Source organism: Ramlibacter lithotrophicus, from assembly GCF_012184415.1.
GTDB lineage: Bacteria > Pseudomonadota > Gammaproteobacteria > Burkholderiales > Burkholderiaceae_C > Ramlibacter > Ramlibacter lithotrophicus.
Genome location: NZ_VTOX01000006.1, coordinates 147,688 through 169,819, shown reverse-complemented (window position 1 = coordinate 169,819; position 22,132 = coordinate 147,688). Strand labels below are relative to the sequence as shown.

Here is a 22,132-nt window from a genome sequence, read left to right as displayed (position 1 = left end):
ATCACTTTCAACGGGAGCAGTTATGTCGACCGACAAACGCCTCGCCAGGGTCCTGGCACCCGATCGCAAGATGAGCGTGGCCGCACGCCTGGCGCTCGCCTTCGGCCTGATGATCTGCATGATGATCGGCGGCGCCGGCCTCGGCCTGTTCAGCATCCATCTCCTGCAGCAGAAGATCCAGGCCCAGGCCAGCATCGGGATTCCGGCGCTGGTCGTGGCCAGCCGCCTGCAGGAGGACCTGCTGCGCGCATCCTCGAGGCTGCGCCTGCTGCCGACTATCGTCGAGCCGCAACAGGTGCGCGACGAACTGGCGCGGGCGCGCGACGCGCGCGGGGAGCGCGCCGGCCTGGTCGCCCAGCTCGGGCGGTTGCTGGCAGATGGGCGTGGCGCCGCGTTCCTGACCGAGATCGTGAAGGCGGCGCGGGTCTACGACGCGCTGGAACAGGAGTTCCTGAACGCCGGCGGCAGCGGGCAGGACCAGGCCTGGAGCGAGGTGCTGGTCCGCGTGCGTGCGGCGGAAGACGCCTACAGCGAGGCGCTGGCCAGGCTGACCGGCGACCTGGCCGACGAAGCGCGCGAATGGTCGCGCGACGGGGAAGTCGCCTACCAGCGCAGCCGCGACCTCATGTTCGCGCTGTCGGCACTGGCCATCGTCCTTGCGGCCGCCGTCGCCTGGCGTTTCTCGCGCCGCTTGCGGCTGCAACTGGGCGGCGAGCCCGACTACGCGGCGCACGTCGCCGGCCGCATCGCCCGCGGCGACCTGTCGGTGCAGGTCGACCTGCAGCCGGGCGACCAGGACAGCCTGCTGTACGCGATGAGCCGGATGGCGGCCAGCCTGCGGCAGCTGGTGGGCGAAGTGGCCGGCGGCGCGCGCGTGGTCGCGGACACCAGCACCCAGATCGCCCAGGGCAACGTCGACCTCTCGCAGCGCACCGAGGAACAGGCCTGCACGCTGGAGGAAACTGCCAGTTCGATGGAGGAACTGACCACGACGGTGATGCAGAACGCCGAGAGCGCGCGCAAGGCGAGCCAGCTGGCGCTGGACGCCTCGGAGGTGGCACGGCGCGGCGGCGAGGTGGTGGGCCAGGTGGTCGCCACCATGACCGACATCAGCGGCTCGTCGCGCAAGATCGGCGACATCATCGCCGTGATCGACGGCATCGCGTTCCAGACCAACATCCTGGCGCTCAACGCGTCGGTCGAGGCGGCGCGCGCCGGCGAGCAGGGCCGCGGGTTCGCCGTGGTCGCCTCGGAAGTGCGCAACCTGGCCCAGCGCAGCGCGGCGGCGGCGCGCGAGATCAAGGCGCTGATCGGCGACTCGGTCGGCAAGGTGGAAGCCGGCAGCCGGCTGGTGGACGCGGCCGGGAAGACCATGGACGACATCGTCGGCTCGGTCAAGGGCGTCACCGAGCTGATCGCCGAGATCGCGGCCGCCAGCCAGGAACAGAGCTCGGGCATCGAGCAGGTGAACATGGCCGTGACGCAGATGGAGCAGGTGGTGCAGCAGAACGCGTCGCTGGTCGAAGAGGCGACGGCCGCCACCGAATCGATGAAGGATCAGGCGTCCGGCCTGCTGCGCAGCGTGGCGCGCTTCAAGCTTGGCGACGAAGAGGAGCAGGACACGCAGCCGCAGCCGCCGCCGCGGCCGGAAGCGGCGGTGCCCCTGCCGGCGCGGACCTGGTCCGAGCGTCCCCCGCAATGGCACGGCGGCGCCGCGGTGGCGCTGGGCGCGCCGCAGTCGGCCAAGGAGTGGCAGGAGTTCTAGTGTCCTTTGCCGAGCCGTTCGCGCTCACCGACCGCGACTTCGAGCGCGTGCGGCGGCTGATCCACGACTACGCCGGCATCAGCCTGGGCGAGCAGAAGCGCAGCATGGTCTACAACCGGCTGGTGCGGCGGCTGCGGGCGCACGGCGGGGTGGCGTTCGAGCGCTACCTGGACCTGGTGCAGGACGCCGGCTCCGGCGAGCGCGAGGCCTTCGTGAACGCGCTGACGACCAACCTCACTGCGTTCTTCCGCGAGCCGCACCATTTCGAGCTGCTGGCACGCCGGGCCCGCGCCGCGCGCGAACGCGGCGCCGGCGCAATGCGCATCTGGAGCAGCGCCTGTTCCACCGGCGAGGAAGCATGGTCGATCGCGATGGTGATGCGCGAGGCGGGCCAGCCGGCCGAGATCCTCGCCACCGACATCGATTCGGACGTGCTGGCGGCGGCGCGCGAGGGGGTGTATCCGGCCGAGCGGGTGTCGGGCCTGGCACCGGAGCGGCTGCAGCGCCACTTCCTGCGCGGCACCGGCGGCAAGGAGGGCTTCGTGCGCATCCGAGCGGAACTGCGGACCATGGTGCGCTTCGCGCAGTTCAACCTGCAGGGCGAGCAATGGCCGGCGCCCGGCCGCTTCGACGCGATCTTCTGCCGCAACGTCGTGATCTACTTCGAGCGCGAGGCGCAGCGGCGGCTGGCCGGCCGGCTGGCGGCGGCGCTGGCCCCGGGCGGACTGCTGCTGGTGGGGCACGCCGAGAGCTTCCCTTCGGCCCATCCGGCCTTCCGCCCCTGCGGCCGCACCGCCTACGAGTCGAGCGGCTGCTGACGCGCGCACCATGCAGTCCGGCCAGTCCGCCCGCTATTTCGACCGCGACTTCAGGCTCGAGGCGATCCGCATCCTGCCCGGCGAATACCACGCCGGCTCCGGGCCGCTGGGCATGACGACGCTGCTCGGGTCCTGCGTTTCCACCTGCCTGTGGGATCCGCAGCGGCGCATCGGCGGCATGAACCACTTCATGCTGCCGGGCGACAACGGCACGGCCGCGTCGCCGGTGCCGCGGTCCGCGCGCTTCGGCGTGCACGCAATGGAACTGCTGATCAACCAGATGCTCAAGCTCGGCGCCGACCGCCGGCGGCTGGTGGCGAAGGTGTTCGGCGGCGGGCGGGTCCTGCGCGGCTTCGCGTCACTGGACGTCGGTGCCGCCAACTGCGAGTTCGTGCTGGGCTTCCTGGCGACCGAGGCGATCCCGGTGGTCGGCAGCGACCTGCTGGACAACTGCGCGCGCAAGCTGCACTTCTGTCCGGCCAGCGGCAAGGTACTGCTCAAGAAGCTGGACCCGACCGGTGACGACCAGGTGCAGCGGCAGGAGCGCGAGTACCTCACGCGGCTGCGCGCCGCGGCGGGCGCCGGCTCGATCGAGATCTTCGCGCCGCCCCGATGATCAAGGTCCTCATCGTCGACGACTCGGCCCTGATGCGCGCGTTCCTGGCGGGCGTCGTCGAGGCGCAGCCCGACATGGAAGTGGCCGCCGTGGCTGCCGATCCGCTGATCGCGATCGAGCAGATCCGGTTGCGCTCGCCGGACGTCATCACGCTCGACGTCGAGATGCCGCGCATGAACGGGCTCGAATTCCTGCGCAAGCTGATGAGCGTGCGGCCGCTGCCGGTGGTGATGATCTCGTCGCTGACCCGGGAGGGGGCGCAGACCACGCTGCACGCGCTGGAGCTCGGCGCGGTCGAGTTCGTGGCGAAGCCGGCCGATCGGGCCCAGTTCGAGGCGAGCGCCGGTGAGATCGCCGACAAGATCCGCGCCGCGAGCCTGGCGCGCCTGCCGCGGCGCGCCGCGGCCGTCGTGATGCCGCACGCCGTCGCGGCACCGCTGCCGCCGCCGCGCGTGCTGCCCGCCGGCGCCGACCGGGTGATCGCGATCGGCGCTTCCACCGGCGGCGTCGAAGCCCTGCGCGAAGTGCTGTCGGCGCTGCCCGCGGCCATGCCACCGATCCTGGTCGCCCAGCACATGCCTGCCGGCTACACCGAAACGTTTGCCCGCAGGCTGGATGCGATCTGCCGCATCACCGTGAAGGAAGCCCAGGAAGGCGAGGCGGCCCTGCCCGGCGTCGCCTACATCGCGCCAGGCGGTCGCCACCTCGCGCTCGCGCGACGCGGGGGCGGGTACGTGGTCCGCGTCAACGACGACCCGCCCGTCAACCGGCACCGGCCGTCGGTGGATGCCTTGTTTCGCACGGTGGCGGACGCCGCCGGCGGCCGCGCGATCGCGGTCATGCTGACCGGCATGGGCGCCGACGGTGCCGAGGCGATGCTGCGATTGCGCACCGCCGGTGGCTACACGCTGGCCCAGGACGAGGCGAGTTGCGTGGTGTTCGGGATGCCGCGCCAGGCGATCGCCGCCGGCGCGGTGCGCGAAGTGCTGCCGCTCGCGCAACTCGCGCGGCGGCTGGTGGAACTCGCGGGCGGCTGAGGATCCTCAGCCGGCCCGCGTGCGCCGGTGGCACGGCCAGCGGCCGGCTTCAGCGGCCGTAGCTGCGCGCGCCGCTGCCGCCGCCGCGGTTGCCGTAGCCGGCGCCGCCGCGGCCGCCCCGACCGCCACCGCCGCCGCCACGGCGGCCGCGGCCGCCCATGGTGTCGACGCTGGTGCGCAGCGGATCGGGCTGGCCGTCGCCGCTGTGGCGTGGCGTGGCGTCGCGCTGCACGAACGGGCTCGCGCTCTCGTGCGCGCCCGGACGCGGCTGCTCCTCGTAGTCGCGGCGCGGCTGCTGCGGCGGACGCTGGCCCTTGCCGTTGCCGTTGCGCGTCTGGATCGGCGCCGGACCGCGCGCCGGCTTCTGGCCGTTGCCGGCACGTTGCCCTTGCGGCTGCGGCTGGGCGCCGCGCCCGCCGTTGCCCGACCCGTTGCCGGCGCCGCGGCTGCGGCCGCGTTCGGCATCGGCGGCCTTGTTGTCGCGGATGCGCTGCATCATCTCCTGGCGGGCTGCCTTCGCGGCGGCCTGCATCACCTCGCGGCCCGGCGGCTTGCCGGCGCCGCCCCAGATGGTCTGGCGGCCCATGGCGATCGGCTCGGCGCGCTCGCCCGGCTCGGGGGCGAAGCCGTCGACCACCTGCACCGGGATTTGCTGCTTGGTGAAGCGCTCGATCTCCTGCATGAAGCCTTCCTCGTCCAGGCAGACCAGGCTGACGGCCGCGCCGTCGTTGCCGGCCCGGCCGGTGCGGCCGATGCGGTGGACGTAGTCTTCCGGCACGTTGGGGATCTCGTAGTTCACCACGTGCGGCAGGTCGTCGATGTCGATGCCGCGGGCGGCGATGTCGGTCGCCACCAGCGCGCGCAGCTCGCCGCTCTTGAAGCCGGCCAGCGCCTGGGTGCGCGCCGACTGGCTCTTGTTGCCGTGCAGCGCCAGGGCGCTGATGCCGTTCTTGGTCAGGTACTCGGCGACGTTGTTGGCGCCGAACTTGGTGCGCGTGAACACCAGCACCTGGCTCCAGTCGTGCTCCTGGATGATGTGGGCGAGCAGCTGCTTCTTCTTGCCGCGGCCGACCGGGTGCACGACCTGGGTGATGCGCTGCACCGTGGTGTTGCGCGGGGTGACCTGGATGGTCTGCGGATCGCGCAGCAGGCCATTGGCCAGCTGGCGGATCTCGTCGCTGAAGGTGGCCGAGAACAGCAGGCTCTGCTTTTCCCTGGGCACCAGCGCCAGGATCTTCTTCACGTCGGGCAGGAAGCCCATGTCGAGCATGCGGTCGGCTTCGTCGAGCACCAGGATCTCCACGGTGGAGAGGTCCAGGTGGCCCTGCTGCTGCAGGTCCAGCAGGCGGCCGGGGGTGGCGACCAGGATGTCCACGCCGCCGCGGATGCGGTCGATCTGCGGGTTCATGCCGACGCCGCCAAAGATCACCGTCGAGGTGAGCGGCAGGTACTTGCCATAGGTCCGGATGGACTCTTCCACCTGCGCGGCCAGTTCACGCGTGGGCGTGAGCACCAGGGCGGCGATGCCGTCCTTGCCGAACTTGTTGGTCTTGCCCTGGCCCTTGGAGAGCTTGTGCAGCATGGGCAGCGTGAAGGCCGCGGTCTTGCCGGTGCCGGTCTGCGCGCCGCCGAGGAGGTCATGGCCGGCCAGCACGGCGGGGATCGCCTGGGCCTGGATGGGGGTGGGGTTTTCGTAGCCTTGCTCGCGCACGGCCTTGAGAATGGCAGGTGCCAGGTTCAGTTCGTCAAAAGTCATTGAAGAGGCGCCATCCGTGGCGCTGGGCATCGGCCTGTACGGTGCGGCGCACCGTGCCAGTCAAAGGCTGATGAGTTTCAGGAGAGTGGGAGCCCGCGCTGCCGGCATGCGAGCCGGCTGGGGTCCCCAGCGAAACGCTGGAGTTGCGGGCAACTGGAGTCCGCAACAGCCGGTATTGTCGCATGGGCTGGCCAAACCTGCTGAAAGCCCCCCGACGGCGTGATCCCGGCGCGCGGTTCTCACCTCGTTACGCGGCGGAACAAAGGTTTACCGGTCGATCGGCTGCCTGTCGCGTCCGGCCCCCGCCCGGAGACGACGAGACCGGAAAACGCTGGTGCGAGCCGCGTTGCGGGACTCATAATCGGTTGGCTCACAAGCTCAGCCATGGCCAAGCTCCTGAAGTTCCGCATCGGCGTCTCCGACGATCCCACCGCCCGCGAGCCGTCGCTCAACGACTGCCTGGACGCGGTGTTGCAGCAGGCCGACCTCCTGATCACCGACGTGCTGAACGGCCTGGTCTTCGCTTCGGCGCCGACGGCCGCCCGCCGCTCCGCCCTGCTGCAGGCGCCGGGGACGCAGGCGGCGATCCAGCAGCTGTCCGCCAACGCGAAGGCGGTGGGCGCCACTTGGCGCACGGAGCTGACCCGCATCGTTTATGAAGGCGGCGGCAAGGAGCAGGTGCACACGGAAGCGCTGCGCTTCGAGGACCTGCGGCTGTTCGAGCAATCCGAGATCGACCAGAGCATCGAGGTGGCGCGCGCGCACCAGGAGGTCTCGCACGCCGTCGACGACGTGCTGCCGCCGCTCGACGCGCTGGTGAGCACGCTACTCGGCTGGCGCACGATCCAGCCGGGCCTCAATCCGCTGCGGCCCGACGCGTTCGTGCGGGCGCTCCAGGCGTGCCTGGCCACGCACGTCCCCGATGCGGCCGTGCGCGAGGTCCTGATCGCCCCGGCCGCCGGCCTGCTCGGCGTCAACCTCAACAAGCTGTATCGCGAACTGGCCGACTGGCTGCGCTCCTGCGGCGTGGAGCCGGCCGTGCCGCTGGGCGGCCGCCTGGAACAAGGCACGGGCGCCCACGGCAAGCCGGTGGCGGACTCGGTGGCCAGGACGCTGCTGACGCTGGATCGCCTGCGCAAGCTCCTGGCCGGGGACTTCGACCCGCAGGCCGGCCGGCCCGAGTTCCTCTACACCGTGCCGGCGTCGATGGCGATGCTGCAGGAGATGAAGGGCGTCGACGCCCTGGTGCAGAAACTGGAGCAGCGGCCCAGGCCGCCTGCCCCGGATCCGGCGGAACGCGACATGCTGGCGGAGGCACCCGCCCCCGCCGAGACTCCGCGTATCGGGCTGCAGCTGGGCGAAGAGGTGGTGCGCATGATGTTCGACAACCTCGAACGCGACAAGCGCCTGCTGCCCGAATTCAAGCGCCAGCTCAAGGCCATGGAGCCGGGCGTGCACAAGCTGGCGAAGCAGGATTCGCGCTTCTTCAGCGATCGCACCCATCCGGCGCGGCAGTTCCTCGACCGGATCACCCAGCGCAGCCTCGCGTTCACCGACGAAAAGGACCCGGGCTGGCGCCGCTTCGTCGTGACCGTGGAGGATTCGGTGCGCTGGCTGGGCAGCAAGGTGGTCGACGCCGAGACCTTCGACGAGCTGATCAGGCACCTGGACGAGCAGTGGACCGGCCACGACGACGTGGTGCGCGGCAAGCGCGAGGAAGCGGCGCGCGCCTTGCTGCACGCCGAGCAGCGCAACCTGCTCGCGCAGAAGCTGGCGGCCGAGTTCGCGCAGGCGGCGGAGGGCCTGGGCGTCGCCGATTTCGTGATCGACTTCCTCAAGGGCTCCTGGAGCCAGGTGGTGGCCGAGGTCCAGCTCAGTTGCGCGGACGGCTCCGACGACCCCTATGGTTACCGCGCGCTCGTCGACGACCTGGTCTGGAGCGTGCAGAAGAGCACGGCCCAGCGCGGCCGCGCCCGGCGCCTGGTGCAGATGATTCCCGGCCTGCTGTCCAAGCTGCGCGAAGGGCTGGACCGGATCCAGTACCCACCGGAGCTGACGGCGCGCTTCTTCAACAACCTGATCACGATCCACCGCGCCGCCGTGCACGAGGGGCGCGACAAGACCAGCAAGGCCGCCGCCGACGCCGTGGAAGCCGAAGCGTCGCGCTTCGACGACAGCGAGCAGAGCATCTGGCTCGACAGCCAGGAGAGCGAGGAGTCCGGCTTCGTGCCCGACGAGGCGTTCAGCGCGGAAAAGCCGGCCGCAGCCCAGCTCGAGCAGCAGGAGCCGGCCGGCCCCGTGCGCCCCGGCGAATGGCACACGGGCACCTGGGTCGAGCTGCTGGTCAACGGCGCCTGGGTGCGGGCGCAACTGACCTGGGCCAGCCCGCACGCCACGCTCTACATGTTCACGGCGCAATCCGGCTCGGCCCATTCGATGTCCCGCCGCAGCCTGGACCGCCTGCTGGCGCAAGGGCACATCCGCATCGTCGCCGAGCGCAACCTGGTCGACGAGGCCCTGGACCAGGTGGCCAAGGCCGCCTTGCACAACAGCGTGCAGGGCAAGACCTGACACTTGGCCGCCGCGCGCGGCAAGGCCATTCGCGTCCGGTGTGAACGGGAAATCCGCGAATCCCGCCGCCCCGCGATAATCGAGGGTTCGCAGCGCAAAGCCCGGGCCGTTTCTGGCCGCCGCGGCCGTGCTCCTCCACCGCAAGACAAGGCAATGGCTCAATACGTCTACACCATGAACCGCGTCGGCAAGATCGTGCCGCCGAAGCGCCAGATCCTCAAGGACATCTCGCTGTCCTTCTTCCCCGGGGCCAAGATCGGCGTGCTGGGCGTCAACGGCTCCGGCAAGTCCACGCTCCTGAAGATCATGGCCGGCATCGACAAGGAGATCGAGGGCGAAGCCACGCCGATGCCGGGGCTGAAGATCGGCTACCTGCCTCAGGAGCCCCAGCTGAATCCGGAGCACACGGTGCGCGAGGAGGTGGAAGAGGCCATGGCGGAGGTCAACACCGCCAAGGCGAAGCTCGACGAGGTCTACGCCGCCTACGCGGAGCCGGATGCGGACTTCGACGCGCTGGCCGCCGAGCAGACGCGCCTGGAGGCCATCATCGCCACGGCCGGAACCGATTCCGAGCACCAGCTCGAGATCGCAGCCGACGCGCTGCGCCTGCCGCCCTGGGACGCGACGATCGGGCTGCTCTCCGGCGGCGAGAAGCGCCGCGTGGCGCTGTGCAAGCTGCTGCTGTCCAAGCCCGACATGCTGTTGCTCGACGAACCCACCAACCACCTGGACGCCGAATCGGTGGAATGGCTGGAGCAGTTCCTGCAGCGCTATCCGGGCACGGTGGTTGGCATCACCCACGACCGCTACTTCCTGGACAACGCCGCCGAGTGGATCCTGGAACTGGACCGCGGGCACGGCATTCCGTGGAAGGGCAATTACTCGACCTGGCTGGAGCAGAAGGAGGCGCGCCTGGAGCAGGAGCAGAAGGGCGAGGAAGCCCACGCCAAGGCGATGAAGCGCGAGCTGGAGTGGGTGCGCAAGAACGCGAAGGGCCGCCAGTCGAAGAGCAAGGCGCGCCTGGCCCGCTTCGAGGAGCTGTCGGATGTCGAATACCAGAAGCGCAACGAGACGAACGAAATCTTCATCCCGGTGGCCGAGCGCCTGGGCAACGAGGTGATCGAGTTCGAGAACGTCTCGAAGGCCTTCGGCGACCGGGTGCTGATCGACAACCTCAGCTTCAAGATCCCGGCCGGCGCGATCGTCGGCATCATCGGGCCCAACGGCGCCGGCAAGTCGACCCTGTTCAAGATGATCGCCGGCCGCGAGCAGCCCGATTCGGGCACGGTGAAGCTCGGCAAGACGGTGCAGCTGGCGTTCGTCGACCAGAGCCGCGACGACCTGTCCAACGAGAAGACGGTGTGGGAAGACATCTCCGACGGCCTGGACATGATCAACGTCGGGAAGTTCCAGATGCCCAGCCGTGCCTACTGCGGCCGCTTCAACTTCAACGGCGGCGACCAGCAAAAGCGCGTGGGTACGCTCTCCGGCGGCGAACGCGGCCGGCTGCATCTGGCCAAGACCTTGAAGCAGGGCGCCAACGTGCTGCTGCTCGACGAGCCGTCCAACGACCTCGACGTCGAGACGCTGCGGGCGCTGGAGGACGCGTTGCTCGAGTACGCGGGCAGCGTGCTGGTGATCAGCCACGACCGCTGGTTCCTGGACCGGATCGCGACCCACATCCTGGCCGCCGAGGACGAAGGCAAGTGGACCTTCTTCGACGGCAACTTCCACGAGTACGAGGCCGACAAGCTCAAGCGCCTGGGCGAGGAGGGCGCCCGGCCGCACCGGATGCGGTTCAAGGCGCTGAAGTAAGGTTGCTGCGTCGGCTGCCCGACCATCAAGCGGCCGGTCGGCCGTTCCGTCCCGCACATGGCGCCTTCGGGCGCCTTTGTTTTGCCAGCCCGGCCGCGTCAGTGCATGGCCGCCGGCTTCACGGCCGGGCAGGCCAGCTCGCGGCCGACCATGGCGCGGGCGTACAGGTAGTTGTTGCGCGCCCGGTCGCTCAGCTTGTCCAGGTCGACCTGGCCCATGGGATCGCAGGGAAAGGCGAAGCCCCGGCCGCTGTCGAAGAGGGACTGGAAGCGCAGTTCGTATTCGGTGACCATGTGATGTCTCCTGTGCATCGCGTATGGTCACTATCGCGGCTGGCGCGGTGCCGGAACATAGGCGGGCGCTGAATCAGGCGGTCGGCGGCGTCCCGTTTTTGCCTTCCATCCTGCCGACACCTTGTGGGAATCGTCCGAAGCCGGGGAGGCCGACGGGGTAGTCCATCGTTGCCGGGAAAACCCTGACGCGGGCCGCGACGCCGCTGTCCATCGAGGGCTTGCTCACGCCGCCAGCTCCCGCAGGCGACCGCGCACCAGGTTGATGTTGTTGCGCAGCGCATAGAGCTCGTCGGCGTAGGACAACGGCACGACAATGGCGGCGACCTTGCGCTCGAGCGCGGCCAGTTCGCGCTCCAGCTGCGCGGCGTCGGCGTCTTCACGCTGCATCCGCAGCTCCAGCTCGCGCAGTTGCCCGTACCAGCGGAACACGCGCGAGCGGATGCGGAACTCGTACAACGGCGGCACCACGCGCGACAGCGGCAGCAGGAGCGCGGCGATCAGGCCCAGTGCCAGCCACATGCGTTCGACCAGGTTGGCCAGCCAGAACGGGAGGTATCGCTGCAGGAACGGCCGTCCACCCGTGATGGCGCGTTCGGCCTCGCGCGAGACCGGATACTCGCTGTGCTGCGTGTTGGGAAAACTGCCGGCGCGGCTGAACCAGCCCGCCGGGCCGTGCAGGTCCAGGGCCGCCTGGGAGAACAGCTGCAGCAGGGCGGGGTGAGTCTGCGCCCGCGCGAGCAGGGACGTCGTGGTCGCCACCAGCCGCAGGTCGGCCGGCGGGAGGTTGCGCGCGAGGTCGACCACGCCTTGCGGCAGCACCGCCGGGGTCAGGAACGGAAAGCGGCGCGAATAGGCTTCGCTCTGCGCGAAGTCCATCAAGCGGATGCCGGGCGTCTGCAGCAGCATCTGCACCATCAGCGACTCGGGCGCCGAGGCGAAGACGATCGCGTCGATCTGGCCGGCGAGCAACGCCATCGTGGCCGGCGTCTCCGCCAGTTGCGACAAGGCCATGCCGGCGGGGGCGACGCGGTTGGCCTCGAACAGCTTGTGCATCAGCGCCGGTACCCCGCTGCCGGGGCTGCCGACGTTCAGGCGCAGCCCTTGCAGCTGGGTGAGCGACGTGATGGCGGCGCGCGTCGCGCCTTCGCGGTAGAACAGCCACAGCGGTTCGACGAAGAGGCTGCCCAGCGACTCGAGCCCGTGCTCCTCGCGCGTCGCGCGCTCGTTGCTGCCGCCCTGCACGAATCCCAGGTCGGCCCGGCCTTCGCGCAGCAGCCGCAGGTTGTCCGACGAACCCTGGCTGGGCACGAGCACCACGTCGATGCCGTTGGACGCCAGCGCCTGGCGATAGCGCCTGCCGAATTCGTCGTACGCACTTTGCGCCGGTCCCGTCGCGAGCCGCACCTGCCGCGGCGGCGTGGGGTCGAGCCACAGGTAGGCCAGCGCGATGAGCGCGACGGCCGCCAGCACGAACGGTCCGGCCGAGACCAGCAGGTCGCGCAGGGACAGCAGCGTGAAGCGGAGCGCCTTGGGCACGCGATTCAGAGGTCGGCGGCGGCCGGCAGGCGCAGCTTGCCGAGCGTGAGGGCGGTGGCCGCGCGCGCCGCCCGGACCACGGCCATGGCCGTCGCTTCGGCGGCCATCGTGCCCAGCGTCATCATGCCGACGGCCTGGCCGGCGCGGCCGGTGCCCAGCGCGAACAGCGTGTCGCCGTCGGACATCGTGTGCACGGGGTTGATGCTGCGGGCGAGCCCGTCGTGGGCCATCACGGCCAGCCGGGTCGCCTGCGCCTTGGTGAGCGTGGCGTCGGTGGCGACGACGCCGATCGTCGTGTTGGTGCCGGCCAGCACCGGGATCGGGGCCTCGCCGCGCAGCAGGGCGCGCCGGCTGTCCAGCAGCGCCTTGCCGTTGCGGGTGCGCGCGCCGGCGACCACTTGCGCCGTTTCCGGATCGACCACGTCGCCGAGCGCATTGACGGCGATCAGCGCGCCCACGGTGACGCCGCCGACGGTCACGCTGGCCGTGCCGATACCGGCCTTCATGGCGCGATTCATGCCGAAGATCTTGCCGACGCAGGCGCCGGCACCGGCGCCCACGTTGCCCTCCGCGGGCGTCCTGGTGGCGGCCGCTTCGCAGGCCGCATACCCGGCGGCAGCGTCGGGGCGGATCGACGCGTCGCCCACCATCAGGTCGAACAGCACGGCGCCCGGGACCAGCGGCAGGCGGGCGACGCCGACGTCGAAGCCGACGCCCTGTTCCTCCAGCCACCGCACCACGCCGGTGGCGGCGTCCAGGCCCCAGGCGCTGCCGCCGGCCAGCAGGACGGCATGGACCTTGTCGACCAGGTGGGTGGGATCCAGCAGGTCGGTCTCGCGCGTGCCCGGGGCGGCGCCGCGGACGTCGACGCCGGCCACGGCGCCGTCGCGGGCGATGATCACGCTGCAGCCGGTGGGGCGGCGGCTGTCGGTGAAGTGGCCGACCGCTATGCCGGCGACGTCGGTGATCGCGCCGGCCTTGCGGCGCTGGCGTGGCGAAGGCGATGCGGTGCTGGCCATGGATCGGAATTATCCATGGCCGGGCTGCAGCCTCAGACCTCCACCGCCCCTGCGCGCGAGCGCTGCGCCATCTCGCGGCAGGCCTGCTCGCAGCGGCGGCAGGCCTCGGCGCACTGCTGGCAATGGTCCATGTCGTGCCTGGCGCATTCCGCGCCGCAGTCGCGGCAGACATCGGCGCACAGCGCGCACAGGGCGGGCGAATACTCGCTGCCGCCCGACATGAAGGCGACCGCCAGCTCGCAGATCTGGGCGCAGTCGCTGTCCAGCGCGATGCAGCGCGCCATCATCTTGACGTCGGGCTCCTGCAGGCAGCACGCGGCGCAATGGTTGCAGGCGACGGCGCAGGCATGGCAGGCCGCGATGCATTCCTGGTATTCCTCGTATTTCTCGTGCGACATCAAGGTTCTCCTGAAGACGTGCCAAGCGCTTTCAGTCTAGGCCGTCGGGCGCCGGCCGTGGGACTGCGGCAAGCGTTCGTGACAGGTGCTGCCCAGCTCGCGCGCGGAATGTGGCCGTGCTTGACAGTCATCAATGGAGCGGGCGCCGCCAGCGCCAATAGTCGGCGGGTCTATCTTGAAAACGCCACTCGTCACCACGGCAGCGGGTCGCGGCGCGCCCGGGACCGCGTGGGCTCGCGCCGGCGCGGGCCTGCGCCTGCTGGGCGCGGCCGTGCTGGCCGGCCTGCTGGCGGCCGGGCAGGCGACCGCCCGCGAAGTCGCCATCGGCGTCTTCGCGTGGCAGGGCGAGCGCGCCGCCATCGCCGACTGGTCGCCGGTCATCCGCGACCTGAACGCCGCCCTGCCTGAGCACCGGTTCCGCCTGGACCATTACGACGCGGCCGGGTTGCGGCGCGCCATCGCGGAGCACCGGGTGGACCTCGTCATCACGAACCCCGGCTATTACGTGACCATGGAGGCCGAGTTCGGACTCAGCCGCATCGCCACGCTCGCCGCCCCGAACGTGCGCTCGCCGGACCGGGCCATCGGTTCGGTGGTGATTGCGCGCGCCGACCGCGCCGACCTGCCCGACCTCGCCGCGCTGGCCGGGCGGCGGGTGGCGGCCGTGGCCCCGGACGCCTTCGGCGGCTGGCTGATCGTGGCCGGCGAGCTGAAACGGCGGGGGTTGGACCCCGAATCCGACCTCGCCGTGCGCTTCATGGGCCTGCCGATGAACAACATCGTCGATGCCGTCCGCCGCGGCGACGTCGATGCGGGCATCGTGCGCACCTGTCTGCTGGAGCAGTTGCTGGACGAGGAGTACGTGCGGCCGGGCGACCTGCGGGTGGTTGGCGCGCGCCAGGAGGACGGCTTCCCGTGCGCGACCTCGACGCCGCTCTATCCGGACTGGCCGATTGCCGTCACCCGGCAGACCGATCCGGCGCTGGCCAAGGCCGTCGCCCGCGCGCTGCTGGCCATGCCGGATGGGCAAGGCTTGTTGAGCTGGACGGTGCCGGCCGACTATCGGCCCGTGCACGAGCTGTACCAGGGACTGGGCGTGGGGCCGTACGCCGACCTGCACCGCCTGACCCCGGAGGCGCTGGCGCGCCGTTTCTGGCCCTGGCTGCTGGGGCTGGTGGTCCTGCTCATCGCGGGCATCGTGCACACGGTGCGGGTCGAGTACCAGGTGCACAGGCGCACGGCCGAACTGCGCGAATCGCTGCAGGCGCGCCAGCTGGCCGAAGCGCGCATGCGCGAGAACCAGGAACAGATGGAGCACCTGTCCCGGCTGTCGGTGCTGGGCGAGCTCTCGGGCAGCCTGGCCCACGAGATCAACCAGCCGCTGACGACCATCGGCACCTATGCCCGCAGCCTGCTGCGGCGCCAGGACAACCGGACGCTCACGCCGGAGGCGCTGTCGCAGGCCTGCACCGAGATCGCCGACGAGGCCGAGCGGGCGGGCGGAATCGTCCAGCGGATCCGCCATTTCGCCAGGAAGCGCGCGGCGGTGCGCGAACCGGTGGACCTCGCCGCGATCGCCGCCGAAGCCAGGCGCCTCGTCACGGGCATGCTCGCGCACGCGCCCGAGATCGCGATCCACGACCGGTCGTCACCCGGGCGCGCCGTGCTCGCCGACCCGCAGCAGATCCAGCAGGTGCTGCTGAACCTGGTCAAGAATGCGATCGACGCCGCGCGCGGCCTGCCACCGGCGCGCCAGGCGATCGAGGTCGACATCGAAGCGGCCGGCAGCCGCGTGCTGGTGCACGTCATCGACCGCGGGGTCGGTCTGGACGAGGCGCAGCGCGCGCGCCTGTTCGAGCCGTTCTTCACCACCAAGCCCGACGGCCTGGGCCTGGGGCTGCCGATCTGCAAGACCATCATCGAAGCGCACGGGGGCCGGCTCTGGGCCGAACCCAACGCCGGCGGAGCCGGCATGCGCTTCACTTTTTCGCTCCCCTGCCATGAACTACCAGCCTGACCAATGCGTCGTTCACGTCGTCGACGACGACCCCGCGCTGCGGCGCTCGCTGCGCTTCCTGCTCGAATCGGTGGAGTGGAAGGTGCAGCTGCACGCATCGGCCGAGGAGTTCCTGGAGGCGGTGGGCCAGGCCCGGCAGCCGTCATGCGTGCTGCTGGACATCCGCATGCCGGCCATGAGCGGGCTCGAGCTGCAGCAGGTGCTCCAGGCGCGCGGCATCGCCGTGCCGATCGTGTTCATGACCGGACATGCCGACGTGTCGATGGCCGTGCAGGCCATGAAATCGGGCGCCGCCGACTTCATCGAGAAGCCGTTCAAGGACCAGGTGGTGCTCGACGCGGTCGCGGCCGCGATGCGGCGCAGCGCGGAGGCGCTGCTCGAGCAGCAGGTCCGGGAGGAGGCGGTGCGGCTGCTGGGCGCGCTGTCGCCGCGGGAACGCGAGGTGGCGCAGCTCGTGGCGCAGGGGCAGCCCAACAAGCTGATCGCCGCCAACCTGGGTATCAGCGAGAAGACCGTCCACATCCATCGCCAGCACGTGATGGAGAAGGCGGGCGTGTCGTCGGCCGCCGAACTGGCCCGCCTCATGCTGCGGGCCGATCCGGCGGCGCTGGATTGATCTCCGTGAAATCGCCGAAGCGATTTCGCGGAGGCTGATCGGTGCGACCAGGACCGGCGAAGCCGGATCCTGGCCGCAAGGGAGACTGCGTTGCACGTTGTTCCACGCAGTCTTCGAGGCGGGCAGCGCGAGTGCCCACCCAAACGCTTCACACGAGCCTGATCCGCGCGGGCAGGCCGTTGCGCACCGAGGTGCCCGACACCGAATCGACCCAGGGCGCGCGATCGGCGCGGGTGGGATCGAGCACGCCGACGTCGTTGAGGTTCACGCCCGCGGCGAGCCGCGCGTCCTCGGGTTGGCGCTCCCTGCCGATGCGGTGGGCGCGGGCGCCGAGCTCGCGATGGCCGAAGCCGTGCTCGAAGGCCGCGACGCCCGGCATCACGCCGGGGTGCACCATGATCCGCGCCCGCACGCTGCCGTTGGGCGTCGCGATCTCGGCCAGGTCACCCATTTCGAGGCGCAGCCGCTTCGCGTCGTCCGGATGGACCAGCACCGGGTTCTCCGGATGCACCGCCAGCAGCCGCGTCGCGCCGATCGAGTACGGGTTCTGCAACGCCGACTTGTAGCTCACCAGTTCCAGCGGCCACTCGGACGCCGGGTACAGCTTGCGCATGGGCGTGCCGTCGGCGAACGTCGCTTCCTTCCACGTGGCGCAGCCGGTGTTGCGCTTGCCCGAAAGGCTGTTCTTCGTCGTGCCGAGGCTCTCGTTCCACAGATGGCACATCTGCTTGAGCGGGTTGCGCATCCACTCGGCGTTCTCTTCGTCGTAGGCCTCCTTCGCCGGCTGGTAGCGGCCGCCGCGCGTGAGCAGGAACGCCACCTTCGCGACCTCCTCCGGTTTGAGCGTGCGCTGCAGCGCCGGGGCGATGCGCTGCACGCCGGACAGCAGGATGTCCTCCTCGGTCGCGTCGGCAACCGGCTCCTTGCCGAGCCACGCGATGTTGGCGCCGGCCCGCAGGTACCAGTCCTCGGGCCGCTCCAGCGGATAGCTGTTGCCTTCCGCGTCGGTGAGGGCTTCCGCGCCGAACCCGGGCAGCTTCATCGCCTTGGCCAGCGCCATGAAGAATGTCTCCATGCCGATCGGCTGGCCGTCCGGCGTCCTGCTCGCCTTCGGCTCGACCACCGGCCAGCGGGCGCCCATGGACTTGGTCGGTACGCCGTTCCACGGCGCCACCCAGCCCCAGCTCTCGTACATCAGCGAGTCCGGCACGATGTAGTCCGCGTAGGCGTTGCTCTCGTTGATGAACGGATCGACCGATACGATCAGCGGCAGCTTCTTCGGGTCCGCCAGGTCGCGGCCGATGCGTTCGCGCAGCCCCGGAATGCCGTACATCGGATTCGACGACCACAGGACCAGCGCCTTCAGGCCGTACGGGTAGCCGTTCACGGCGGCGGGCAGCGCCTCGGTCGTGAGGCCGGGCGCGTTCGGGAACCACGGCGCCTTCGCCGGGTACGGCTTGCCTTGCACCTTGCGCGCCGCGAACTCGGAAGTCTTTTCGTACGGCACGTTGCGCCCGATCGGCGTGCCGCCCGGCTTGACCATCCCCGGGAACGTGTCGAGGTTGTAGCGCGGCCCTTCGCCGTCGGGCTTGAAGCCGCCGCCGTTCGCGACCAGGCCGCCCTTCCAGTTGAGGTTGCCCAGGAGCGCGTTGATCGTCATCAGCGCATAGGCGTTGTAGAAGCCGCTGCCGCTCATCATCCCGCCGTGCGCGATCACCGACGCCTTCTTGCCGTGCGCCGTGAGTTCGCGCGCCAGGCCTTCCAGCGTCGCGACGTCGATGCCGCAGGCTTGCGAGTAGGCGGCCAGGTCCAGCCGCAGCGCTTCTTCCTTCAGCAGTTGCAGGGACGACTTGACTCGCAGGGGCTGCTCGCCGACCTGCAGCACGGTGTCGACGAACAGCTGGGCCGGGCCGGTCGCCTTGTCGTGGAACACCGGCCTGCCGGCCTCGTCGAGGCACACGAAGGCGTCGCCTTCCTTGTAGCGCTGGTCCTCGGCCACGGCCGCACCGAGGTCGGACGCCCGCAACATCCGGCCTTCGCGCGGATGCTTCGCTTCGACGATGACGAGGTGGGTGGCGTTGGAGACGGACGGTTCGCCATTGGCCTTGGCGAGTTCCGCGTTGGGGAAGGAGAGGAAGCGGCCGTCGATGCGCTCGTTCTCGAACATCCAGCGCATGATCGCCATCGCCATCGCCCCGTCGGTGCCGGGGCGGATCGGCACCCAGCGGCCGCGGTCGCCGCTCACGCGGCTGCTGGCGTGGGTGAGCACCGGATCGACGACCACATAGGACAGCTTGCCTTCGGTGCGGGCCTTGGCCACCAGCGTGCCCTGGCGCTTGAACGGGTTGCCGGCCTGCCCGGGCGCGGTGCCGACGAACAGGACGAACTCGGCGTTGGCGAAGTCGGGCTTGGCATGCGGCAGGCCCTTCAGGTCGCCGAACAGCGCCGCCGATCCCGAGCGGTAGGCGCCGCCGCAGTAGGAGCCGTGGCCGAAGAAGTTCATCGTGCCGTAGGACTTGTTGAAGAAGCGGCGCGCGAAGCTCTCGCGGCCGTCGTTGACGCTGGACAGCACCGCGACCTGGTTCACGCGCGGCCCGAACTCGGGCTGGGCGGCGTCGATCGGCGTCTTCGTGTCACGCAACGCGGCCAGGCCGGCCACCGGGCCTTCGCCGAACAGGTTGCCGCCTTCCACGACTTCTTTGACCAGTTGCTCGAAGGAAATCGGCTCCCATTTGCCGCCGTTGCGCGGCCCGACGCGCTTGAGCGGCGTCAGCACGCGGTACGGGGAGTCGATCTGCTGCGCCACCGCGTTGCCGCGGCCGCAGGCGGTCGAACGGCCGGCGAGGCCCTTGCCCTCGAAGGCGGAGATCGCGGCGAAGCTCTCGCGCACGCTGGCCTTCATCGGCAGGTGCGGGTCGGTCGACAGCGGGCTGTACGGATTGCCGGCCACGCGCAGCACCTTGCCGGTGGCGCGGTCGGTGCGCACCCGCACGCCGCACATCGTGGTGCAACCCAGGCAGGTGGTGTAACTCACCTGCTGCGCCGTGTTCACGGCGACGTGCCCGTTGCGGTCCACGGTGAACTCGGGCGCGGGCGCATTGCCGGCGGTCTTGTGTTTGGGCTTGTCCTGCCCCATGAGCTTGCCGACCATGCGGCCCGCGGTTTCCGAGAACCCGGCGGCGAAGGCGGCGACGCCTCCGACGGCGAGCACCTGGCGACGTCTGCTGATCTTCATGACTGGACTCCTTTACGCCCTGGCCGGCTCATTCCACGGAATGAAGCTGGTGAGGACGATGTAGACGGCGAGGAACAGGCCGGTGGTGCCGACGATGCCGAGCAGGCCGTCCCGCGTCAGCGTGAGCGAATAGGGGTGGAAGGCGCTGCCCATCTTGGGAATCGCCTGGCCGCCCATCAACAGGATCCAGCGGAAGGCCCAGGCGCCGTGCAGCGCGAGCAGAGCTACGAGCACCAGCGAGTGCGGCCGGCGCTGCGCAACCCAGATCGTCAGGAGCGTGGCCGCCAGCAGCCAGGCGAAGGTCATCGCCCAGCCGGCGGAACCGCGAACCGCGGCCAGCGCCTCGGCGGCCGCCGGCGAGATGCCGGAGAGGCCGGAGACCAGCCACCCGGCCAGCAGCGCGAGCAGCAGCCACTGCGTGAGCGCGATCCCCCGGTTGAGCAGGGGCGCCGCAGCGTCCTGGCGCGTGATCGCCGCGAAGAGTGCCGTCATGCCCAGCCCACCCGTGAAAGCCGTCGTCGCCAGCAGCAGCGGCAGCAACGGCGTGTTCCACAGCGCACGGGCATGCACCACCATCACTTCCATGCCCGTGTACAGCAGGATCAGCACGGCGCCGATCGCGGTGACCAAGGCGGCGAGCTTCACTGCCGCCCGGTTGTCATGGCCGCCGTAGGCGAGCGCGCGGTACACCGCAGCGAGGCGCGTGCCGGACTCGGACTGCGCCAGCGCCGCCAGTTGCGGCCGCAGGCACAGCCACGCGTACAGCAGCAGGCCGCCCAGGTACAAGGGAATGAAGAACGAGCCCCAGGCCATCCACGACCGCAGATTCGGGTGCAGGTAGAAGTTGAGGAATCGTCCCGGCTGGTGCAGGTCGGACAGGAGCGCGACCGGCGCGGTGAGCCCGCAGACCAGGGCCACCAGCAGCGCCTGCCGCGAAACGGCCGACCAGCGCGCGCGGCCGAAGACCAGGCCCGGGACGGACAGGAAAAACCCGGCGGCGGAGATGCCCACCAGGAAGAAGTACTGGACCGCCCAGGGCAGCCAGGAAGCCTCGCGGGCGAAGCCGAGGATTTCAACGGTGCTGTTCATGGTCATGCTCCGTGGGTGGTCTGGCCGGGCCGCCACATCATCTCGGCGGCGGATTCGCCTTCGACGCGACCGTCCAGTTCGCTGTCCAGGCCGATGTAGAAGACGTTGGGCTTGCTGTTCGCCTCCGGCTTGAGCACGCTGGTGCGGCCCGCGGCGGCCTTGATGCGGCGGCTGATCTCGCTGTTGGCGTCGTTCAGGTCGCCGAACACCCGGGCGCCGCCGACGCAGGTTTCGACGCAGGCCGGCAGCAGGCCGGCATCCACCCGGTGGCTGCAGAAAGTGCACTTGTCGGCCTTGCCGGTCTCGTGGTTGATGAAGCGCGCTTCGTACGGACAGGCTTGCGTGCAGTACGCGCAGCCGACGCACTTGTCGCCGTCGACCAGCACCACGCCGTCGTCGCGCTTGTAGGTGGCGCCCACGGGGCAGACCGGGATGCACGGCGGCTCGTCGCAGTGGTTGCAGGTGCGGGGCACCATGGCGACGCCGGTGCGGCCGTAGCCATTGGTGACGGCGTAGGTGGCGACGGTGGTGCGGAACTGCCCGATGGGCAGCGCGTTCTCCATCGAGCAGCCGATCGTGCAGGCCTGGCAACCGATGCAACGCCGGGTGTCGATCAGCATGCCCCAGCGCGGCTGGACACCGCCTGCGGCGCGTGCCGGCGGCGAGGCCGCCAGGCCCGCGGTCACGACCGGCAACGCCGCCAGGAACATGCGGCGGCTGGGCAGTGGTTGGTCTTTCATCGCAAGGCTCCGTATGAGTGAAGACGAGCTTAGGACCGGGCCCACAGCGGCGAAATTGTCATAAGAAGCGATCGGGATAGGGAAAGATCCCTATCCGGGGGCGCTGCACTGCCGCAAGCGCCGGGTCCTGCACCGCGACGAGGGACAGTCCGGCATGCGGCGGCGCCGGTCTTGCGCAGGATCAGGAGCCTTGTCTTGTCGATTCGCCGGCCGCTGCGCGGGCGTACGAGCCGGCACCCCCAGCGAAAGGACCTCCATCGTGAAAGAAGAACCCATGCAGCACCACGCCAGGCATCCCTATGGCATGTTCGCCTTGAACATGCTGCTCAGCCTGGCCGCGATGTACCTGGTGATGTTCTCGATGATCGACGGCTGGCGCGATTTCCGGAACAACATCAACATGCTCTACATGGCGCTGACCATGGTGGCGCCGATGGGGATCATCATGCTGGCCACCATGGGCGGCATGTACCGCAACAAGTCCCTGAACGTGGCGCTGTACGCCGGCTTGGTGCTCCTGTTCGCCGCGGCGTTCGGCGGCACCCGGACGCAGGCGTCCGTGGGCGACGGGCAGTTCATCGCATCGATGATTCCGCACCACTCCGGCGCGATCCTCATGTGCCGCGAGGCCCGGCTAAGTGACCCGGAGCTGGTGAAGCTGTGCGGCGAAATCGCTCGCGCCCAGCGCGAGGAGATCAGGCAGATGGATGCGATCCGCGCGCGGCTGGACCGGCAACGGTGAGGATCTGCGGCTGGCGGCACCCCGGCACGAGCGAGCCCGGCGGAGCCGGGCTTGAGGAAGCCCACGGGG

At 70.2% G+C, this 22,132-nt stretch carries 18 protein-coding genes; 9 read left to right on the top strand and 9 right to left on the bottom strand.

What is annotated here, in order from left to right:
• The first annotated feature begins 22 nt into the window (after positions 1-22).
• The 4 genes from RAMLITH_RS26105 to RAMLITH_RS16925 are packed head-to-tail and all read left to right on the top strand — an operon-like array spanning position 23 to position 4,236.
• A complete protein-coding gene (locus tag RAMLITH_RS26105) occupies positions 23-1,765 on the top strand; it encodes a methyl-accepting chemotaxis protein (protein WP_272954195.1) in 1,743 nt (580 codons plus the stop codon).
• A complete protein-coding gene (locus RAMLITH_RS16935) occupies positions 1,765-2,583 on the top strand; it encodes a CheR family methyltransferase (RefSeq protein WP_337786168.1) in 819 nt (272 codons plus the stop codon). The genes RAMLITH_RS26105 and RAMLITH_RS16935 overlap by 1 nt, the downstream gene beginning before the upstream one ends.
• A 10-nt stretch (positions 2,584-2,593) precedes the next feature.
• A complete protein-coding gene (gene cheD / locus RAMLITH_RS16930) occupies positions 2,594-3,199 on the top strand; it encodes a chemoreceptor glutamine deamidase CheD (protein ID WP_168108615.1) in 606 nt (201 codons plus the stop codon).
• Positions 3,196-4,236: a protein-glutamate methylesterase/protein-glutamine glutaminase gene (locus RAMLITH_RS16925; protein ID WP_168108614.1), complete on the top strand. Its 1,041-nt coding sequence runs from the start codon at positions 3,196-3,198 to the stop codon at positions 4,234-4,236. The genes cheD and RAMLITH_RS16925 overlap by 4 nt, the downstream gene beginning before the upstream one ends.
• A 49-nt stretch (positions 4,237-4,285) precedes the next feature.
• On the opposite strand, the gene RAMLITH_RS16920 is transcribed toward RAMLITH_RS16925, so the two are convergent.
• Positions 4,286-5,992, bottom strand: a complete 1,707-nt coding sequence (locus RAMLITH_RS16920) for a DEAD/DEAH box helicase (protein WP_168108613.1) — start codon at positions 5,990-5,992, stop codon at positions 4,286-4,288.
• Positions 5,993-6,376: 384 nt separating this feature from the next.
• On the opposite strand from RAMLITH_RS16920, the gene RAMLITH_RS16915 reads away from it, so the two are divergent.
• Positions 6,377-8,563, top strand: a complete 2,187-nt coding sequence (locus RAMLITH_RS16915; protein WP_168108612.1) for a DUF1631 family protein — start codon at positions 6,377-6,379, stop codon at positions 8,561-8,563.
• 153 nt (positions 8,564-8,716) lie between these two features.
• Positions 8,717-10,378 (top strand): energy-dependent translational throttle protein EttA, encoded by a 1,662-nt coding sequence (gene ettA, locus RAMLITH_RS16910; RefSeq protein WP_168108611.1) that lies wholly within the window; start codon positions 8,717-8,719, stop codon positions 10,376-10,378.
• 98 nt (positions 10,379-10,476) lie between these two features.
• On the opposite strand, the gene RAMLITH_RS16905 is transcribed toward ettA, so the two are convergent.
• The 5 genes from RAMLITH_RS16905 to RAMLITH_RS16885 form a co-directional block, all read right to left on the bottom strand.
• Positions 10,477-10,671, bottom strand: coding sequence for a hypothetical protein (locus RAMLITH_RS16905; RefSeq protein WP_238344238.1), 195 nt, complete (start codon positions 10,669-10,671; stop codon positions 10,477-10,479).
• A gap of 73 nt (positions 10,672-10,744) precedes the next feature.
• Positions 10,745-10,897, bottom strand: coding sequence for a hypothetical protein (locus RAMLITH_RS16900; protein ID WP_168108609.1), 153 nt, complete (start codon positions 10,895-10,897; stop codon positions 10,745-10,747).
• The gene (locus RAMLITH_RS16895) at positions 10,894-12,216 is read right to left on the bottom strand and encodes a TAXI family TRAP transporter solute-binding subunit (protein WP_168108732.1); all 1,323 of its coding nucleotides are present in this window, start codon (positions 12,214-12,216) and stop codon (positions 10,894-10,896) included. The genes RAMLITH_RS16900 and RAMLITH_RS16895 overlap by 4 nt, the downstream gene beginning before the upstream one ends.
• Entirely contained in the window at positions 12,213-13,226 is a 1,014-nt protein-coding gene (locus RAMLITH_RS16890) for a P1 family peptidase (RefSeq protein ID WP_168108608.1), read from the bottom strand. Before RAMLITH_RS16890 ends, RAMLITH_RS16895 begins: the two co-directional genes overlap by 4 nt.
• A 32-nt stretch (positions 13,227-13,258) precedes the next feature.
• On the bottom strand, positions 13,259-13,624 hold the full coding sequence (locus tag RAMLITH_RS16885) for a four-helix bundle copper-binding protein (RefSeq protein WP_168108607.1): 366 nt from the start codon (positions 13,622-13,624) through the stop codon (positions 13,259-13,261).
• Positions 13,625-13,799: 175 nt separating this feature from the next.
• On the opposite strand from RAMLITH_RS16885, the gene RAMLITH_RS16880 reads away from it, so the two are divergent.
• Together RAMLITH_RS16880 and RAMLITH_RS16875 are read left to right on the top strand one after the other, a co-directional pair.
• Complete coding sequence (locus RAMLITH_RS16880) at positions 13,800-15,641, top strand: sensor histidine kinase (RefSeq protein ID WP_202883281.1); 1,842 nt, start codon at positions 13,800-13,802, stop codon at positions 15,639-15,641.
• Positions 15,625-16,257, top strand: a complete 633-nt coding sequence (locus RAMLITH_RS16875) for a response regulator transcription factor (RefSeq protein ID WP_168108605.1) — start codon at positions 15,625-15,627, stop codon at positions 16,255-16,257. The genes RAMLITH_RS16880 and RAMLITH_RS16875 overlap by 17 nt, the downstream gene beginning before the upstream one ends.
• Positions 16,258-16,405: 148 nt before the next feature.
• On the opposite strand, the gene RAMLITH_RS16870 is transcribed toward RAMLITH_RS16875, so the two are convergent.
• The 3 genes from RAMLITH_RS16870 to dsrO are packed head-to-tail and all read right to left on the bottom strand — an operon-like array spanning position 16,406 to position 21,321.
• Complete coding sequence (locus tag RAMLITH_RS16870; protein ID WP_168108604.1) at positions 16,406-19,492, bottom strand: molybdopterin dinucleotide binding domain-containing protein; 3,087 nt, start codon at positions 19,490-19,492, stop codon at positions 16,406-16,408.
• Positions 19,493-19,504: 12 nt separating this feature from the next.
• Positions 19,505-20,581 (bottom strand): NrfD/PsrC family molybdoenzyme membrane anchor subunit, encoded by a 1,077-nt coding sequence (gene nrfD, locus RAMLITH_RS16865; RefSeq protein WP_168108603.1) that lies wholly within the window; start codon positions 20,579-20,581, stop codon positions 19,505-19,507.
• A 2-nt stretch (positions 20,582-20,583) separates the two neighbouring features.
• Positions 20,584-21,321 (bottom strand): sulfate reduction electron transfer complex DsrMKJOP subunit DsrO, encoded by a 738-nt coding sequence (dsrO, locus tag RAMLITH_RS16860; RefSeq protein ID WP_168108602.1) that lies wholly within the window; start codon positions 21,319-21,321, stop codon positions 20,584-20,586.
• Between the two features lie 259 nt (positions 21,322-21,580).
• On the opposite strand from dsrO, the gene RAMLITH_RS16855 reads away from it, so the two are divergent.
• Positions 21,581-22,063, top strand: coding sequence for a DUF305 domain-containing protein (locus RAMLITH_RS16855; RefSeq protein ID WP_337786167.1), 483 nt, complete (start codon positions 21,581-21,583; stop codon positions 22,061-22,063).
• The last annotated feature ends 69 nt before the right edge of the window (positions 22,064-22,132 follow it).

Coding starts and splice junctions, on each gene's coding strand:
- RAMLITH_RS16925 (WP_168108614.1), top strand. CDS start 3,196: ATGATCAAGGTCCTCATCGTCGACGACTCGGCCCTGATGCGCGCGTTC.
- ettA (WP_168108611.1), top strand. CDS start 8,717: ATGGCTCAATACGTCTACACCATGAACCGCGTCGGCAAGATCGTGCCG.
- RAMLITH_RS16915 (WP_168108612.1), top strand. CDS start 6,377: ATGGCCAAGCTCCTGAAGTTCCGCATCGGCGTCTCCGACGATCCCACC.
- dsrO (WP_168108602.1), bottom strand. CDS start 21,321: ATGAAAGACCAACCACTGCCCAGCCGCCGCATGTTCCTGGCGGCGTTG.
- RAMLITH_RS16875 (WP_168108605.1), top strand. CDS start 15,625: ATGAACTACCAGCCTGACCAATGCGTCGTTCACGTCGTCGACGACGAC.
- cheD (WP_168108615.1), top strand. CDS start 2,594: ATGCAGTCCGGCCAGTCCGCCCGCTATTTCGACCGCGACTTCAGGCTC.
- RAMLITH_RS16885 (WP_168108607.1), bottom strand. CDS start 13,624: ATGTCGCACGAGAAATACGAGGAATACCAGGAATGCATCGCGGCCTGC.
- RAMLITH_RS16890 (WP_168108608.1), bottom strand. CDS start 13,226: ATGGCCAGCACCGCATCGCCTTCGCCACGCCAGCGCCGCAAGGCCGGC.
- RAMLITH_RS26105 (WP_272954195.1), top strand. CDS start 23: ATGTCGACCGACAAACGCCTCGCCAGGGTCCTGGCACCCGATCGCAAG.
- RAMLITH_RS16905 (WP_238344238.1), bottom strand. CDS start 10,671: ATGGTCACCGAATACGAACTGCGCTTCCAGTCCCTCTTCGACAGCGGC.
- RAMLITH_RS16920 (WP_168108613.1), bottom strand. CDS start 5,992: ATGACTTTTGACGAACTGAACCTGGCACCTGCCATTCTCAAGGCCGTG.
- RAMLITH_RS16870 (WP_168108604.1), bottom strand. CDS start 19,492: ATGAAGATCAGCAGACGTCGCCAGGTGCTCGCCGTCGGAGGCGTCGCC.
- nrfD (WP_168108603.1), bottom strand. CDS start 20,581: ATGAACAGCACCGTTGAAATCCTCGGCTTCGCCCGCGAGGCTTCCTGG.